21 protein-coding genes and 1 pseudogene are annotated in these 17,240 nt (G+C 45.9%); 5 read left to right on the forward strand and 17 right to left on the reverse strand.

What is annotated here, in order from left to right; translation table 11 throughout:
- Positions 1 to 416: 416 nt before the first annotated feature.
- From LPB140_RS00505 to recJ, 9 genes are all read right to left on the reverse strand, one after another.
- On the reverse strand, positions 417 to 1,208 hold the full coding sequence (locus tag LPB140_RS00505; protein WP_072558219.1) for a sulfite exporter TauE/SafE family protein: 792 nt from the start codon (positions 1,206 to 1,208) through the stop codon (positions 417 to 419).
- Between the two features lie 2 nt (positions 1,209 to 1,210).
- Positions 1,211 to 1,816, reverse strand: a complete 606-nt coding sequence (locus LPB140_RS00510) for a molybdenum cofactor guanylyltransferase (protein WP_072558220.1) — start codon at positions 1,814 to 1,816, stop codon at positions 1,211 to 1,213.
- Positions 1,813 to 3,033 carry a molybdopterin molybdotransferase MoeA gene (locus LPB140_RS00515; RefSeq protein ID WP_072558221.1) on the reverse strand — a complete coding sequence of 407 codons (1,221 nt, stop codon included), beginning with the start codon at positions 3,031 to 3,033 and terminating at the stop codon, positions 1,813 to 1,815. Before LPB140_RS00515 ends, LPB140_RS00510 begins: the two co-directional genes overlap by 4 nt.
- On the reverse strand, positions 3,030 to 3,527 hold the full coding sequence (gene moaC, locus LPB140_RS00520; protein WP_072558222.1) for a cyclic pyranopterin monophosphate synthase MoaC: 498 nt from the start codon (positions 3,525 to 3,527) through the stop codon (positions 3,030 to 3,032). The genes LPB140_RS00515 and moaC overlap by 4 nt, the downstream gene beginning before the upstream one ends.
- A complete protein-coding gene (moaB, locus tag LPB140_RS00525) occupies positions 3,527 to 4,057 on the reverse strand; it encodes a molybdenum cofactor biosynthesis protein B (RefSeq protein ID WP_072558223.1) in 531 nt (176 codons plus the stop codon). The genes moaC and moaB overlap by 1 nt, the downstream gene beginning before the upstream one ends.
- A gap of 21 nt (positions 4,058 to 4,078) precedes the next feature.
- Positions 4,079 to 4,540, reverse strand: a complete 462-nt coding sequence (locus LPB140_RS00530; RefSeq protein WP_072558224.1) for a molybdenum cofactor biosynthesis protein MoaE — start codon at positions 4,538 to 4,540, stop codon at positions 4,079 to 4,081.
- 1 nt (position 4,541) lies between these two features.
- Entirely contained in the window at positions 4,542 to 4,790 is a 249-nt protein-coding gene (locus tag LPB140_RS00535) for a MoaD/ThiS family protein (protein ID WP_072558225.1), read from the reverse strand.
- A 1-nt stretch (position 4,791) separates the two neighbouring features.
- Positions 4,792 to 5,829: a GTP 3',8-cyclase MoaA gene (gene moaA, locus LPB140_RS00540; protein ID WP_072560068.1), complete on the reverse strand. Its 1,038-nt coding sequence runs from the start codon at positions 5,827 to 5,829 to the stop codon at positions 4,792 to 4,794.
- A 192-nt stretch (positions 5,830 to 6,021) separates the two neighbouring features.
- Positions 6,022 to 7,788, reverse strand: coding sequence for a single-stranded-DNA-specific exonuclease RecJ (gene recJ / locus LPB140_RS00545; protein WP_072558226.1), 1,767 nt, complete (start codon positions 7,786 to 7,788; stop codon positions 6,022 to 6,024).
- A gap of 114 nt (positions 7,789 to 7,902) precedes the next feature.
- Here recJ and LPB140_RS00550 point away from each other — a divergent pair, with 114 nt between their 5' ends.
- Both LPB140_RS00550 and LPB140_RS00555 read left to right on the forward strand, forming a co-directional pair.
- A complete protein-coding gene (locus LPB140_RS00550; RefSeq protein ID WP_072560069.1) occupies positions 7,903 to 8,250 on the forward strand; it encodes an ArsC family reductase in 348 nt (115 codons plus the stop codon).
- Between the two features lie 98 nt (positions 8,251 to 8,348).
- Positions 8,349 to 9,326, forward strand: coding sequence for a glycerophosphodiester phosphodiesterase (locus tag LPB140_RS00555; protein WP_232223506.1), 978 nt, complete (start codon positions 8,349 to 8,351; stop codon positions 9,324 to 9,326).
- 26 nt (positions 9,327 to 9,352) lie between these two features.
- Here LPB140_RS00555 and LPB140_RS00560 read toward each other — a convergent pair whose 3' ends face one another.
- The 8 genes and pseudogenes from LPB140_RS00560 to LPB140_RS00595 all read right to left on the reverse strand — a co-directional run bounded on the left by LPB140_RS00560 (position 9,353) and on the right by LPB140_RS00595 (position 13,977).
- The gene (locus LPB140_RS00560) at positions 9,353 to 9,592 is read right to left on the reverse strand and encodes a hypothetical protein (protein ID WP_156874077.1); all 240 of its coding nucleotides are present in this window, start codon (positions 9,590 to 9,592) and stop codon (positions 9,353 to 9,355) included.
- 99 nt (positions 9,593 to 9,691) lie between these two features.
- Positions 9,692 to 10,057, reverse strand: a complete 366-nt coding sequence (locus LPB140_RS00565; protein WP_072558228.1) for a hypothetical protein — start codon at positions 10,055 to 10,057, stop codon at positions 9,692 to 9,694.
- Between the two features lie 129 nt (positions 10,058 to 10,186).
- Positions 10,187 to 10,465: pseudogene (locus LPB140_RS00570) on the reverse strand (adenosine kinase); the annotation flags it as partial.
- Between the two features lie 143 nt (positions 10,466 to 10,608).
- Positions 10,609 to 11,532 carry a hypothetical protein gene (locus LPB140_RS00575; RefSeq protein ID WP_156874078.1) on the reverse strand — a complete coding sequence of 308 codons (924 nt, stop codon included), beginning with the start codon at positions 11,530 to 11,532 and terminating at the stop codon, positions 10,609 to 10,611.
- On the reverse strand, positions 11,501 to 11,956 hold the full coding sequence (locus LPB140_RS00580; protein WP_072558230.1) for a hypothetical protein: 456 nt from the start codon (positions 11,954 to 11,956) through the stop codon (positions 11,501 to 11,503). Before LPB140_RS00580 ends, LPB140_RS00575 begins: the two co-directional genes overlap by 32 nt.
- 118 nt (positions 11,957 to 12,074) lie before the next feature.
- The gene (locus LPB140_RS00585; RefSeq protein WP_072558231.1) at positions 12,075 to 12,287 is read right to left on the reverse strand and encodes a helix-turn-helix transcriptional regulator; all 213 of its coding nucleotides are present in this window, start codon (positions 12,285 to 12,287) and stop codon (positions 12,075 to 12,077) included.
- Position 12,288: 1 nt separating this feature from the next.
- Entirely contained in the window at positions 12,289 to 12,711 is a 423-nt protein-coding gene (locus LPB140_RS00590) for a hypothetical protein (RefSeq protein ID WP_072558232.1), read from the reverse strand.
- A 366-nt stretch (positions 12,712 to 13,077) separates the two neighbouring features.
- Positions 13,078 to 13,977, reverse strand: a complete 900-nt coding sequence (locus tag LPB140_RS00595) for a hypothetical protein (RefSeq protein ID WP_072558233.1) — start codon at positions 13,975 to 13,977, stop codon at positions 13,078 to 13,080.
- 143 nt (positions 13,978 to 14,120) lie between these two features.
- On the opposite strand from LPB140_RS00595, the gene panB reads away from it, so the two are divergent.
- The 3 genes from panB (at position 14,121) to LPB140_RS00610 (ending at position 17,191) form a co-directional block, all read left to right on the forward strand.
- Positions 14,121 to 14,987, forward strand: coding sequence for a 3-methyl-2-oxobutanoate hydroxymethyltransferase (gene panB / locus LPB140_RS00600; protein ID WP_072558234.1), 867 nt, complete (start codon positions 14,121 to 14,123; stop codon positions 14,985 to 14,987).
- A gap of 66 nt (positions 14,988 to 15,053) precedes the next feature.
- A complete protein-coding gene (locus tag LPB140_RS00605) occupies positions 15,054 to 15,857 on the forward strand; it encodes a tetratricopeptide repeat protein (RefSeq protein ID WP_156874079.1) in 804 nt (267 codons plus the stop codon).
- 2 nt (positions 15,858 to 15,859) lie between these two features.
- Positions 15,860 to 17,191, forward strand: coding sequence for an outer membrane protein assembly factor BamB family protein (locus LPB140_RS00610; protein ID WP_072558236.1), 1,332 nt, complete (start codon positions 15,860 to 15,862; stop codon positions 17,189 to 17,191).
- The last annotated feature ends 49 nt before the right edge of the window (positions 17,192 to 17,240 follow it).

Here is a 17,240-nt window from a genome sequence, read left to right on the forward strand (position 1 = left end):
GCATCATACCCCCTCTATCCTGCTATTTTCATTTAATATATTCATCATCATATGATGACCATTCCCTTTGGGCATTATGTTATTTTACTCGAATCGGGAATAGCATTGCCTAAAATAAAGGCAATATTTTTTTTACAACTTCTTATGATTAAAATTTAGGCAATTGACTATTTTTTCTGCAGTGAATTGAACGAATAATAATCAGCCTATTTTACAGGCAATCTTCCATATAAATAATTGATAATTATATATATTTAGTGATATTTTATTCTATTGTCATTAAATGCCACATAGTTTTTTGTGGTGAAATATTCTGTCAATTTTTGGGGTAAAAATAATCAAAAAAAATAGCGATATAGTCAAAATTGAAACTATTTAATCAGCTTGGCCGCCCTTTATTCCCCATAATGACCCGATTATATATCATACCAAATTTTATATCCGCGCCATAAAAGCTGTATTGAAACAAAGGCGAGCAAAATGGCAGTCAATAATCTTATCATTTTTTCTGGGAGATATTTATTGGTGAATATTGACCCTGCTTGCCCACCAATGAACACCGCAATTAACAATGTCCAATAAACCGACAATTCGGACAATAAACCCGCATGGGTTATTTTTATCATTTGCCCCGCCAAACCGGAAATGGAATTAACACATATAAACAGGGCGCAGGCGGCGGCAATTTGATGGGCATTGCCCCAACGCCAATAATATAAAATGGGGGCCAAAAATATCCCCCCACCAATGGCAGTAATGCCCGCGACAAGTCCCAAAAATCCGCCAACGGCAATGCTGCCCCATATATTCACCGACGGTGGCAATGGGTCATTCAACTTTGGCAATTTTAATCCATTTATAGGGGTTAAGGGATATAATATGAATAAGGAAGATGCGAACAAAGCCGCCGATAATGCAAGGGTGAAGAAAATCTCTGGCACATATAGCATACCCCCCAACATCGCCATGGGGATGGAAGATATAATGAGGGGCAAAATTTGCCGCCACTTCACATGGCCCGCGCGTGCAAAATGAAAAGTGCCGCCCGTCACCACCAAAATATTACATGCCAATGCAATGGCGGGATAGATACGGTAATCTGCGCCGCTTAACGCCAATAACGCATTATAGCTTGAACCCCCGCCAAATCCGATACTGGCGTAAAATAATGCGATAAGCATGAATGCAGGAAATAACCAAAATGCCATTATTATCCCAGCATTTTTTTTGCCATCATCATGGCCTGCACCGCATTGAAATCTTCCATATTATTGATATTTGTAAAATTATTTTCATCATCAAAATATATTTTCTGGGCCGAAACCGCCGTGCAAATTTCGTGCAATGCAATCCCCCTTGGCGCGTCCATATCGGCCATATCGGCCATATAATTGATGATGTGATCGACATGCCATTTGGCAAAGGTTGGGTGCAGGCCATTTTGCGTTTGCACCACGGCATTGCCGCCGCCGCATGATAATTTTTCCAAAATATTATTGGGAAATAAGGGCGCATCAACGGGGATGGTGTAAAAACATTCCGCATCCCCATGGGTTAAACGAACATATTTGGCGAGCGAGAAAATGCCCGCCGCAGGTCCTTTTACCATCGGTGCATCATCGCATATCAACGGCAGGTTTAATCCATAATCATGCGGCGCGGATAAAATGACAATATCGGCCTGTTTGGCAATTTTTTGTGCCATATGGTCAATTAAACGGCGGCCATTTAATAACAGCTCAGCCTTGTCCACTTCGCCCATTCGCACCGATTTCCCGCCGGCCAATATCGCGGCGATAATTGGTTTTTTGTTCATAATGCCTCCCCAAATAGCGGATATATTTCGGCCAAATCCCCCTTGTTCAATGCAGGGGCATTGGCGATGCGCCTTATTAAATGATGATGCGTGGCAAAGGGGGATAGCAGGCTGCTATCTTGATTATCCGCAGGCTGTATATATCGTTGATTATTTGGCCCATATATGATTTTCGCCCGCATATAATTTTCACGCGGGCCATTTGCCTCTATGGATGTAGCCAAAGGTAATTGCATCGACAAATCGGTAAATTTTTCGCCATAATATGCCTTGATAAGCGGTTGAATAAACAATGCAGCCATTACCAAAGCCGATGCCGGATTACCAGGCAGGCCGAGCACATGTCGGCCATGCATAGCGCCAAACCATGTCGGCTTTCCGGGCTTTACCGCAATCTTTGAGAAAATAATCCGCCCACCATTTTCCGCAAATGCGGATTTTACATAATCATAATCCCCCACCGATGCCCCGCCAATGGGAATGATGATATCGGCATGAACATCATTGCCACATGCATGGGCAAATAAATCGCTTATCGCCTGAGGATTATCGGGCGCACAGCCCAAATTTATCGCCTCCCCACCCCAATGTTCAATGAATGCCGCAATGCTATAGGGGTTGGAATTGATTATCTCCCCCTGTTTCAATGTCGCGCCAGGTTCTTTTAACTCATCCCCATTGGTAAAAAATGCCAGCCTTGGCCTGCATAGACATTTTATTTCGGCTATATTCGCAGCTGCCAAAATGGACAAATGTGGGGCCAATATCCTTGTCCCCTTTGGCAAAATCATGTCACCTTCATTAAAATCAATACCTGATTTGCGGATATTGCGGGCGGTGGGTTGAACATTTTTGACAATGATATTATCACCTTGACGTTCCACATCTTCTTGAATGATAATATGATTTGCGCCATCGGGTACGCTGCTTCCGGTGAAAATCCGCACCGCCTGTCCGCGCCTTACCTTAATATCAATCGGGTTGCCTGCTGCGGCCTCGCCAATAATGGTCAGCTTTGCGCCCAACGCCATATCGTCAAAATTTACCGCATATCCATCCATTGCCGATGCATTAAATGGGGGCTGTGTTATATTGGCCAATATATCATCCGCCGCGACACGGCCCAAAATCTGGTGCAGGGGCAATGTTTCGCTGCGCCATGATATATTTTGCGCGGCCGCAATAATTATCTGCCTTGCTTCATCAACGCAAATCATATTGCCTCAATTTCATCGTCATTGTTAAAGTCACCCGACTTACCACCGGATTTATGCACAAGCTTTATCGGCCCGATAATCATGGATTTATCAATGGCCTTCACCATGTCGTAAATGGTCAGCGCCGCGATGCTGACCGCGGTTAACGCCTCCATCTCTACCCCCGTTTGCCCCGATATTTTGACGGTGGATTGGATGATAAGCACCGGTTCATCCTGTGCAGGGGTAATTTTCACCTGTACCTTATTTAACATTAAGGGATGACATAGGGGGATGAGGTCACTGGTCCGTTTTGCCGCCATAATGCCCGCCAATTCGGCAATGGAAATGACATCGCCCTTTTTCACGCGGCCAGAGGTGATTTTCGAAAATGCATCGCCCGACATCGAAATGCGCCCCTGCGCAATGGCCACACGCTGGCTTTGCTGTTTGGCCGAAATGTCCACCATTTGCGCGCGGCCATCCTCATCAAAATGGGTCAAAATATCGGCCATTATTTTTCCTTCAACCTCGGCATTAACTCGACCAAATTACAGGGGCGGTGGCGGCTGTCCAATTGCATGGAAATAACCTTGTCCCACCCATCCTTTACCGCGCCATTTGACCCGGGCAGGCAAAATATAAATGTGCCATTGATTATCCCCGCGACCGCGCGCGATTGCAAAGTGGACAGACCAACCGTGCCAAAGCTGACCTGATGGAAAATAACGCTAAACCCCTCAATCACCTTGTCCAATAATGGCCGCACCGCCTCTGGCGTCACATCACGTCCGGTCAATCCCGTACCGCCCGTTGAAATGACAACATCAATGTCGGGATTATTCGCCCAAATTTTCACCTGATCCTGAATTTGTTTAATATCATCGCGCACCAATGCGCGGCCACCCAATTTATGCCCTGCATCCAATATGCGGCTTTGCAATATATCGCCCGATGTATCCTCATCCAAATTGCGGCTGTCCGATACAGTTAAAATGGCAATATTGACCGGACGAAACACCCTATTTTCATCAATTCCATGCATAAATCACCCCTATATTATCATTTATTTCCACCGCGCGGCATCGGCATAATCCTGCACACGCGGTTCAATCCAAATATCACCCGAACGGCGTATTTCCTTTTTCCAAAATAATGCCCTTGTTTTTAGTCCGTCCATAATAAAATCAGCGGCGGCAAAGGCATCGCGCCGATGTTTGCTGGCAATGGCCACCAACACTATCGGCTCACCATATGCCATTTCACCAATGCGGTGGATGATTAAAATATCATCCAATCTCAAACGCAATTGGGCGGCAGATGCAATATCCTCGATTGATTTTTGGGTCAGGCGCGGATGATGTTCCAATTTTAATGAAATCAAATCATCATCGCATCCGTCATCGCATCCATCATCACGGCGCACCATCCCAACAAAATTACATATAGCGCCGCTGCCCAAATTTTGCTGCCGAAATGTTGATAAATAATGCTCTGGGTCAAAATTTTTGTCAAAAATGCTAATCATCTCACCCCCCGCTAACCGGCGGGATAAAGGCAAGAACATCCCCTTTATTAACGATATTATGCCCATCCACAAATATATCGTTCAAAATAAATTTAATGCTATTTTGGGTCAAAATTTCCCCCAATTTGGGGTTTTGCAATGTCAAAATTTCGATAATATCATCTATGGATAGCGGTAATATCTCATCACAAATAATATGGTCATTCACGCCCGCAATATCATTTAATTTGCCAAAATATTCAATTTGCATATCACCCACCCGTTACCGACATATGCCGTTTAATTTGGGCCATTTGATTGGGTTTTGTTATTGAAAAATCATGCCGCAATGGTTTTTCCCGCATGGCAATGGCAATTTGTTTGTCCAGCATTTCCTCACTGTTCTCGCCGCGCAATGCGCTGCGCAGGTCCACATAAATATCCTGTCCCAAACACATATAAACACGTCCGGTGCAGGTCACCCGAACCCGATTGCACCCGTCGCAAAAATTATGCGTTAATGGAGTTATAAAACCCAAAATTCCGCCCGTTTCATCAATTTTCACATAACGCGCCGGACCACCGGTTTTTTTGTCAATATTGCGCAATGTCCAATTTTTTTCCAAATTTTGCCGGACAAGTGACAGGGGCAAATATTGATCCAGCCGATCGTCCCTAATTTCGCCAAGTGGCATCACCTCAATTAACGAAATTTCCATATCATGATGGTGCGCCCATTTAATAATATCGGCAATTTCATCTGCATTGACATTTTTTAACGCGACCACATTTATCTTTACCTTTAACCCTGCCTTTTGAGCAGCAAAAATTCCATTTATCACCTGTGCTAAGCTGTCACGGCGGGTCAGTTTTTTGAATATTTCTGGCCGCAAACTATCCAATGAGACATTGATACGCCGGATTCCACTTTCATATAATATGGCCGCATATTTTGACAATAATGTGCCATTGGTGGTCAGGGTCAATTCATCAAATTCCCCCAATTTTAACTTTGCGCCCAATCGCTTTATCAATGTTAAAATATCCCGCCGGACCAGCGGCTCTCCGCCCGTAATGCGAATTTTCCGAATGCCCTTTGCGATAAATGCCTGTGCCAATTGCTCCAATTCTTCCAAAGTCAATAAATCGGACTTTGGCAGGAAAGTCATTTTTTCATCCATGCAATATGCGCATCGCAAATCACAGCGATCGGTCACCGATAAACGCAGATATTCTATATTTCGGCCAAAGCTATCTTGCATTTTTTTGCCAGAAAGCAATTGTGCCTTATTGGGGAGATGAATGTTCATTTTATTCCTAATCATGCCAAAATATCGGCATTTTCGAATTTATATTCCACATCCCTTATGTAACATTATAATAATAGTGCAACATAGTTTTTTTGCACTGCAGCAAATTATTATTTGCGTTAATAAGAAAACGCAGCAAATTATTATTTGCGTTAATAAAAAAGCGCAGCAAATTTATATTTTATTTGGCGTCTATTTAATGGCGGCCGCATCCTCCACATGCATTTCAACCTTTAACTGTGCGCCCCAATCATCAATTTTAAGCCGTCCGGCAAAATAATATTGCGTGTCTTTTCCCCCATGCAGCAATATTTGCCCCATATCCGATTCCGCCTGACGAAATGCCATCGCCTTAAATGATTTACCATCGCGTCCGGCAACAATCATCCGCAAATGATCCTTGCCAACCACATCGGCCTTTATAATCCGGACAGGGCCGGTGACTATGCGCGGGCCGGGCCAACCCATGCCATAGGGGCCGGCCTCCTCCATCGCATCCACCAATGGCGGGACAAGGCCGCCCGGCGCAAGCACAGCATCAATGAACAACCCGGATTCAGCACGGGCATCGGAGATTTTGCTGGCCAATTGCATGTCCAAATATTCGGCGAAAGCATCCACCATATCCGCCTTTATCGTCAATCCCGCCGCCATGGCATGTCCGCCACCGGCGACCAACAATCCCGCATCCCGCGCGGACATTATCGCCGCACCCAAATCCACGCCCGATATGGAACGGCCCGATCCCTTGCCCACGCCATCTTCATCCACGGCAATGACGATGCTGGGCTTACCCGATTTTTCCTTTATCCGCCCCGCGACAATGCCAATAACACCAGGATGCCATCCCCGCCCGACAAGGGTCAGGACGCTGCGATTATGTTGTTTTTCCAGCTCCGCCTCGGCCTCTTCCTGCACCATTGCCTCAATCGCGCGGCGTTCCTGATTATACCCATCCAACATGATGGCGATTTCGCGGGCCTCATCAGGGTCTGTGGTGGTCAATAACCTAACCCCCAAATCGCTTTCGCCCACACGCCCGCCAGCATTGATACGCGGGCCAAGCGCAAAGCCAAGGTCGGAACATATGGGCGCACGGTTCAGCCCGCTTACCTCTATTAAGGCGTTCAGCCCAATATTTTGCCGCCGCGCCATAATCTTTAAACCCTGTGCTACAAATGCACGGTTTAATCCCTGAAGCTTGGCAACATCGGCCACCGTGCCCAATGCCACAATATCCAATAAAGCCATTAAATTTGGCTCTTTTCGGCTCGTAAAAAATCCCTCACCCCGTAATTGGCGAATAATCGCCGCACCCAATAAAAATGCCATGCCCACGGCGGCCAAATGGCCAAATGAAGCCGCCTCATCATTTTCGTCCAGACGATTGGGATTGACCAATGCCGACGTAATGGGCAGCTGGGTCGAACATTTATGATGATCCACCACAATCACCTCTGCCCCCGCATCATGCGCGGCAGATAATGCCGCATGGGCCATTGCCCCGCAATCCACGGTGACGATTAAACTATTGCCCTGTTCATGCAATTCAACCAATGCCTCTGCCGATGGGCCATAGCCCTCCATCAAGCGATCGGGTATATAATATCCCGCATCCAATCCCAAATCACGCAATAATAATATCAGCACCGCCGCACTGGTCGCGCCATCGACATCATAATCGCCATAAATGGTTATTTTTTCCTGTGCCTTTACCGCCTTTGCCAATCGTGCAGCGGCCTTATCCATATCCTGAAAAATGGATGGGTTGGGCATGAATTCGCGGATGGTGGGTTTTTTATGCCTCTCCAAATCCTCTGGTGGGACACCGCGTGATAATAATAATTGGGTGACCAAATCATCGGGTTGAAACCCCGCATCACGGTCGTTCATCCCATTTGCGCGCCACAGCCATTTTTGACCGGTAAGCGATTGATCGATTTTCAAAACAAAAGACATATTTTCTTTTGCGCCAATGGCCCTTTACGCTCAAGTGATTTTTACTGCTTGCTTGATAAAGGATGCTCAAAATGTCATGACGGCGTCATAAATTTAAATAAAGAGTATGAAATGATGAATGTTAAAATTTACGGCATCCCCAATTGCGATACGATGAAAAAGGCGCGTGTCTGGTTGGAAAATGCAGGGATAAAAGCCGAATTTCATGATTATAAAAAATTGGGCATTGATACCGCAACATTAAATAAATGGTGCGATATTGTTGGTTTTGAACCATTGTTAAACAAACGCGGCACCACATTTCGCAAATTGGATGATGCGGACAAGGCGGATATTGATAAGGTAAAGGCGGTGAGGTTAATGGCGGACAATCCATCCATGATTAAACGCCCCGTTGCCGAATATGATGGCGGATTATTGGTTGGCTTTACCCCCGACGAATATGCCCAAAAATTTGCATGATGAAATTGCCCCTCCTTTTCCTTTCCGTAATATGTTTATTAACCGGTTGCGGCGCAAAGGCGCAAAAACAAGAGGCGGCATTAAAGGATAATAGAAATATGATTATTATCGCGCATCGCGGATTATCCGGAGAATGGCCCGAACATACGTTGGAGGGGTATCAGGCCGCCATAGATGAAGGCGCGGATTTTATTGAACCCGATTTGGTTTTGACCAAGGATGGGATATTGGTCGCCCGCCATGAAAATGAAATTTCCGAAACCACCAATGTGGCCGCGCATCCGAAATTTGCCGATCGCAAAACCACCAAAACCATTGATGGTGTAAAATATACAGGATGGTTTACCGAGGATTTTACCTTATCCGAATTAAAAACCCTTCGCGCCAAGGAACGCCTGCCCCAATTACGCAGCACGGCAAAGGATGGCCAATTTTTAATTCCCACTTTTGAAGAAATTTTGATATTATTGAAAAGCGTGAATAACGGGCGCAGCGTCCCCATTGGCGTCTATCCCGAAACAAAACATCCCAGCTATTTTGCCTCCATCGGCCTGCCGCATGAAGGGGAATTGTTAAAATTATTGGATGAATATGGCTATCGGGGCAGCAACGCGCCAGTTTTTATACAAAGTTTTGAAGTGGGCAATTTACGTGCTCTTCGCCAAAAAACCGACCTGCCCCTCATTCAATTATTGGACGGCGAAGGCAGCCCCGCCGATATGCCCGCCATGCGCTATGCCGATATGATAGCGCCCGATGGATTAAAAGATATTGCCACCTATGCCAATGGCATTGGCCCGAACAAAAATATGGTCATCCCGCGCAATATGATTGGCAATTTGGCCGCGCCCACCGCCCTTGTCTCCAATGCACATCAGGCAGGGTTAAAGGTGCATCCATGGACATTTCGCCGCGAAAATTATTTCCTGCCTTTGTCCATGAAATCCGGCATCAATCCAAAATCAATTGGCGATTTGGCGGCGGAGATACAGGCGTTCAAAGATGCAGGCGTGGACGGCATTTTCACCGACAACACACCCGAAGCGGCCAAGCTTCTTGGTAAAGAAGCTTTATAACACCCTATTATATAAGGCCTTATTGGTTAATCCAGCGGTCTGCCATGTTCGATAAAGTCAAAACGTTCTTCGCGGCCAAGCAGCACATGTTCACAATAAAGGTCCACTGCCTCTGCAGGATTGTTAAGCACGCGCATTTCGTCCAGCTTGCCATCAACAACATGGTAAATTGGGCTGTTATTTATATCTTGGCGCACAAATAATACATCAGCGGGGGGCTTTGACACACGAAAATATTCTTCCTGCGGTGTTAAATCGCGGTACAAATCGCTATAGCCCAAATTTGTGTCAAGCCAGCGGCGGAATAGACAATCAAATTTAGGTGGTGGTGGGCGATTATCGTTATCCTGATCACGGTCCTGAGCCTAGCTTTTTGTCCACCTTTGGAAGACAGCTTCACCCGTTTGCGGGTTAACCTTAAAAATACCTCCCCCAAAAGAACGTGCGATTATCTCATCATTCTCTATTCTAAATCCAGCAAAATAGTCCCATTCTACATTTTTATCACAATTGTTGTTTTTGAATAGTTCACGTAAATTATCATCTTTTATTGATATCATCCATACAAGATTATTGTTGAAGTCAAACCGGCATATTTCTCTTCCAAAAATTTCGTCGAACGGCTCTGCCTTATCGTTCAGTGAAATGAAGCATACAATTGTATCATTGAAGAAATTCTCTTTCCTCCATATCGGATAATCTGTTATTTGAATCACCTCAATTACCCCCATGTTTATTATTTATAGTTGTATTTGCAGCTGGAACAGGATTGGGAACTACAACAGGTCTTACTCGTGTTGAAAGAGGACGATAAGGTCCCCAGGCATTAGGTGACAAACGATCTATTGCTTGGATCTGCGTACCTCCCCCAATTGGTCGTCCGCCACTTGACCAATAAAGGCACATTGACGGCCCAGCATTGACATGCCGGCAAGGGTGTTGGCCGCGCTGCCGCCGCTAATTTCCCGTGCAGGTCCCATTGCATCATATAGGGATTTGGCGCGCGGCGCGTCGATTAACTGCATCCCGCCCTTGGTCAATTGTTCCAGCTCGATAAATTCGTCATTGGTTTCTGAAATCACATCAACAATGGCATTGCCAATGGCCAAAATATCATAACGGGGGCTTTGATTATTCATCGATTATTATTCCTGAAATATAAAATTATCGCTGCCCTAAAGTAATGCACGCGCGGCGGCAAGATATTTGCATCATAATGATGATTGATAGCTGCCATATTTTTTGGCAATCCTATTGTCATCATCCTGAGAGAATATGCTGGTTAATCCAGCGGTCTGCCATGTTCGATAAAGTCAAAACGTTCTTCGCGGCCAAGCAGCACATGTTCACAATAAAGGTCCACTGCCTCTGCTGGATTGTTAAGCACGCGCATTTCGTCCAGCTTGCCATCAACAACATGGTAAATCGGGCTGTTATTTATATCTTGGCGCACAAATAATGCATCAGCGGGGGGCTTTGACACACGAAAATATTCTTCCTGCGGCGTTAAATCGCGGAACAAATCTCTATAGCCCAAATTTGTGTCAAGCCAGCAGGAGAATTTATAATCCAACCTATCGCCATGTTCATTGTATAGCGAATATTGCGGAAATCTTTCATAAAACCAATTTAACTGCTTGTCCTTTATATCTTCATAATCATCCATATAATAACGTGTAGAATTCCAATTTGATTTGTCCTTTGGCAAAGCATGGCTGTTAATGCTAGCCACAGGTCCGGGTAAAAGGCTCATCCCTGTAAAGCGGGTATAATATGCCTGTCCCAATCCATCGGGCAAGGACATTTCATAACCGGTGGTTTCACCATATGTTTCATAATCATCATCACTGGGATTATAGCCAAGGAAATCGCGGTAAATACGTACCACCTTGCCATTTACCTCCACAACCAATGCGCCCTTTAATTTACCAAAATAATTCTCTTCACGAAATAATAATGGCCCACCCTCCATGATCATCGCGCCGGTGCGGGGTTGATATTTACATGTTAATTCAAACAACCATTCTTTCCCCTTTTCAATCGGGGTAACGACATCATATACGGTATTGTTTCCAATACCCGCCGCTACTGCAATACGCGCCTTTTCGGGAATGTCATCGCCATTATGCCATATGCCGATAATTTTTTCTTTCTTTAAATCATCGTTCAAAAAATCATGCATGTTGATGCTGGGATGCGATGGCATTTATTTTCCTTTTCGGGATGATATGATCATTTTCAATGCGGAATTTACTATCATAAATTTTTGCTGTGGCAATTGGCTCTACCTTATTGGTTATTGGGTTGGTCCAATATGCCCATATTCCATTTACATCTTTGCAAGAGAGCGGGTTATTTAGACAATCAAATTTAGGCGTTGGCGGAGGGCGATTATTATTATTATCCTTGGCGTCTGCGTCTGGCTTATTCCCTCCACCGGGTCTGTTATCCGCACCGCCATTGCTGTTGCCATTTGTGCCCGATGGGCTATTGGGATTGCCGGGCGTGTTTGTGCGGGGCACATCAACATCGGGCGTTCTATTACCGAAGATGATGCTGCTTCCCTTAATGGCGGTGCCAGTGACGGCAGATATAATAGCAGGGGCGACATCAGCGGCATGACGCCCCAAACCACTGCTGGCATCGAGCAGTGAAGATTATGCACGCCCCCGCCCGAAGCCGCCGAAACCTTGCCCGAAAAATAAAATTATTTTGTCATAATCTCTGCCAGAAGAGGCAAAAATTGTCTTAACCAGCCCATATAAATACCTCCTCCAATGGCTTGTTAAAATATTGGGCAATACGAAAGGCGACCTCTAAACTGGGTGAATATTTGCCCTGTTCTATCGCGGCAATGGTTTGACGCGTCACGCCCACTGCTTCGCCCAAATCGCCCTGCGTGATTTCGCCGTTCAAAAAGCGCAATGTTTTAATATCATTGGCAAAGGGTAATTTCGCCATTTCAATATCCCCGCCGATAAAAATATAATTGTGCGCCCACACGGACCATTTCGGCAACCACAACAGTGGCGATTAAAATGTTCAAATGCATGGCGGGGCTGACATGGTAAAAAATCGCGAATAAATTGCCCCATACCCCCAATACCAATGGGTAATATGCCATATGCGTGCCGCGCAAATGGATGGTTTTTTCGCGCTCATCCTCCCTTATACTGGTTTCCTTTGGTGATTTTATCGCGAAAAATATGGTCACCACCGACATGGATGCAATGATGATGATGGTGACCGGCACCAACATGCCGGCCGCCGCGCCGACACCCGCACGCGTCCCCACAATGTCCCATGGATAGGATAGGAAATACCAACCAAAGACAATGCCAATGGAAATAAAGGCGACCCAATGAATTTTTTCTCTAAATGACATAATAACCGACTCCATATGTTCGTTGTTTATAACTTAATGTTATATATTTTTAACATAGAGTCAATATAATTTTACATGCACCTGTTTGTTATAGACAACCACATCTCTAACACATGGCAGGTAAAATCAATTGAGAGCAGACTTCCTCTCCCTTTTTATTCTTGCTTTAAAGCAATCTTTATGTGAGTTACTTCGATGGAGTGTAATAATGCCATGCGGAATAGGGGTGATAATACTTTACGGAGTAAACTTAGTAGCTTTGCTGTTATGGTTATTGTAATAGCCTCATACATTGGCTTTGCCAGAGTTTCCTTTACTTGGACTCTCGTTATATCCTGTTCAATATTAGCTTTTCTGGTGCTTTTCTTAATGCGCGCTGGGGCCGTCAAAAAGAGGGGCAGGAGAGGGAGGCGGTAATGGATCCAGAACTTTAATAACTTCATGCGAGCCACGTTCCGCAATCCAAGCGCCGTCCTCATAAACTTCTTTATATTTTACTTCTATTTTCATACGTATTCCCTCACTTAGCCCTATGGGCAAAGAATTTTTATGAATTGCCTCTAAGAATCTTTTGTCAGACATTTTTGCACTAAACTCAATGCCATCACGAGCAAAACCCCACCGCCTAGAATCTTGAATTAAAACGGGCTTGATCAAAACAACGCTCCAAGTCTTAAGAATCTTTCGGGTCTCTTGTTTTGTAGGTGGAATTTCATCAGTCACCCAAAGCCCACTGCGTTCTGCAAACTCAGATCGAGGCATCTTATATATTACAGCACCATCATGAGGGCGAATTACCTCAAATGATTCATAAGCAGGTTCATTTTGCAAGATCCCATAAAATTCCATTTGTTTTCTCTGCAATTCAACAGAATCACTCAGCAAACGATTATTCTCTCTGAAAATTTCCATTTGATCATCAGCAATGCGTGGATCCGGTTCAATTACAGAACTGACACCTATGGTAACTGTACTAGCCACAATCGTTCCAGCCAAAGCTATAGCAGCTTTGCTTACAGTTGGGTACCTCTCTGAACCAGCTGAGATATATTCCCCATAGGTTTCGCATTTACGTAGAATAAATTTAAAAATGTCACTTCCGTCTTCAACTCCCGCAAGGCCTACTGATGTTATACCTGCTGGTTCTACAACAGAACCAGCTATCTTCAACATGTCAACATACGCAGACAGAACATTTATCACGTTTTCAGCATCCGGCACTCTGTCACAAACAGTTTCAAACTTAATAATTATATCGGCTTCCATAAATAATCCTATATTACTGCCACTTAAATATCACTATAAACTAAAAAGGAGTCAACTTTATATGCTTCTGTAAGCAATTTTGTGGTTTATCTAAAACACCATTTCTCTTTCAATTAGCTCTTTTAGCGGCTATCGCTTGGCCCATGTCTACTACTTCAAAAACGCTCACCTTTAATAAATCAACCAGCCGCGCGAACCCCACCCCTTCGCCAATGAAAAGGTTAACCGTGCCGCGCATTCGCCAACGCAAAAATGGCGAACCATTGGTTATGTTGACCGCCTATACCGTGCGGATGGCGCAATTATTGGACCCGCATTGCGACATGTTATTGGTCGGTGATTCCTTGGGTCAGGTTATATATGGCCTGCCCCATACGGTGGCGGTTACCATGGAAATGATGGCGGCGCATGGCGCGGCGGTGGTTCGCGGATCATATCATGCCGCCGTTGTGGTTGACATGCCCTTTGGCAGTTATGAGGCATCGCCGCAGCAGGCATTTGAAAATGCATCACGTTTATTAAAAGAAACCGGCGCGGCGGCGGTAAAGATGGAGGGCGGGCGCGTGCTTGCCCCCACCATTGAATTTTTGACCCAGCGCGGCATTCCGGTCATGGGCCATGTTGGATTAACCCCGCAAGCGGTGAATATTTTGGGCGGATATGGTGTTCGCGGCAAAAGCGCCGAAGAAGCAAAATCCATTGTCGATGATGCCATAGCGGTCAGCGAGGCAGGCGCGTTTTCATTGGTGATTGAGGGGGTTTTAGAACCCATTGCCATTGAAATTACACAAAAAGTCGCCTGCCCCACCATTGGTATTGGCGCATCGGCGCAGTGCGATGGGCAGGTTCTGGTGACCGAGGATATGCTTGGCCTGTTCGATCGTGTGCCCCGTTTTGTAAAGAAATTTGGCGACATGGCCCAACAAACGGAGGAGGCGGTAAAACAATATGCCGACCAAGTACGCAATCGCACATTCCCCAGTGCGGATCAGCTTTATCAACCTGAATAATCGTCTTGATGCGATAAGGCTGGATTAACCAGCACTTCATCGCTAATGAAGGCATGATGACGCCATTTGGCAATAAATATAATGGAGGCAAAATTGGCAAAAACGCCAAGTCCAACAGATATCCCGTCAAAAAATAACGGTGATGAGGCATTTTTACGCGAAGTTGACGAAGCCGTAAGGCAGAGCGATTTCCAAAATTTCATGAAAAAATATGGTTGGTGGCTGCTTGGCTTAATCATTTTGGGCCTTGCCGCCTTTGGCGCATATATTTGGCAAGCCAATGAGCAGGAAAAGGCAAATGGCCTGATTGCCGAGCAATATGTTACCGCATTGGATAAATTGCAAGGCGGCGATGTGGCAGGTGCGACCAAGGGATTTGAAGCATTGACCAAGGCGGAGCAGCCTGGTTACCGCGCTTTATCCATGATGATGATTGCCAATATTTATGCCGGTGAAAAACAAACGGCCAAGGCTGTTGCCCAATATGACAAGGTGATTAAGGATGAAAGCCTGCCACAGGAATTTCGCAACCTATCGCTTATCCGTCAAACCACATTAAATTTTGAGGTTATGAAGCCTCAAGCAGTTGTCGATGCCATGAAGGATTTGGCAAAGCCGGGCAATCCATGGTTTGGCAGCGCGGGTGAATTAACCGCTCTTGCCTATATGAAAATGGGTAAAGAAGATCTTGCCGGTCCAATATTTGCCCAAATTGCACAACAAAAGGATTTGCCAGAAAGCCTGCGCGGACGCGCGGGACAAATGGCGGGTATGTTGGGCATTGATGTCATTCAGGAAAATGACACAAAAAATAATGCACAAGCCAATGCAAATGGCAGTAAAGATTCTGCGACAAAAGAAAGCGAGTAAATATGACCGCGAAATATAAACAATTGACGGCGGCGGTTGCCCTGTCTGCATTATTGGCTTCATGCTCTGCATTTGGTGGCAAGGGGGAGAAAAAAGTAACCCCGACCGTCGGCAATCGGGTTACCATATTATCCACCCAATCCGATACGGATATTGACCCCAGCCTATCCTCCATTTCGGTTATCCTTCCCGCCGCAAGCGTGAATGCTGGCTGGACACAGCCTGGCGGCAATGCGGCGAAGGCGCCCGGCCATGTCGCCCTGCCCGAAAATTTAACCCGTGCATGGACCGCATCCATCGCGCCGGCAAGTAACCGTGCACGCTATGCCTCCACTCCGGTGGTTAGCAATAACCGCTTATTTGTTATCGACACCAACGCCATGGTTCAGGCATTTGACGCTGCAACGGGCGCAAAATTATGGTCCACCGCATTGGAAACCAATAAGGATGGCCGCGATGCACGATTTGGCGGCGGGGTCAGTGTGGATGGAGACATTGTATATGCCACCAATGGCGTGGGCGATGTTGCCGCGATAGAGGCAGCGACTGGCGCCATTAAATGGACAAAACGCCCCGCAGGACCATTGCGCGGCGCGCCCACCATTTCCAATGGCAATGCCTATGTCATGACACAGGATAACCAAATTTACGCGCTGCGCATTGGCACGGGCGATATTGAATGGAATGAAGCCGGCCCCATCGGGCTTGCCGGAATTTTTGGCGTGGCGGCACCTGCGGCGGGCGCAGGCACGGTGATTGCGGGATATTCAACCGGCGAATTGGCGGCATATCGTTATGAAAATGGCCGCAGCCTATGGAACGCCGCATTGGCCCGCACCCGCATGTCAACATCGGTGTCCAGCTTAACCGATATTGACGCCGATCCCGTTATTGACCGTGGCCGTATTTTCGCCCTTGGCCAGGGGGGACGCATGGCATCGCATGAATTGGACACGGGCCGCCGTATTTGGGAAATTAACATTGCGGGTATTTCAACCCCGGCGGTGGTTGGTGAATGGGTTTTTGCCATGACCGACAATGCCAAATTATTGTGCATTTCACGCTCAACGGGCAAAGTGCGTTGGATATCCCAATTGCAAAAATATCGCGGGGACAAGGCGAAAAAAGGTCCTATCATCTGGCGCGGTCCAGTATTGGCGGGAAATCGTTTAATCTCCACCAATAGCGAAGGGCAAATTTGGGCAGTTTCCACCAGTGACGGCACGGCAAGCATGATTGGTGAAACAAAGGGTTCAATTTCGGTTGCGCCCATTGTCGCCAATAATATGTTGTATATTTTGGATGATAACGGCAAAATTACCGCATATCGTTAATTTTATAAATAAGTTTAAGGCGCGGGGGCATATATTCCCCGCCCAAATA

The organism is Sphingorhabdus lutea, assembly GCF_001889025.1.
GTDB lineage: Bacteria > Pseudomonadota > Alphaproteobacteria > Sphingomonadales > Sphingomonadaceae > Sphingorhabdus_B > Sphingorhabdus_B lutea.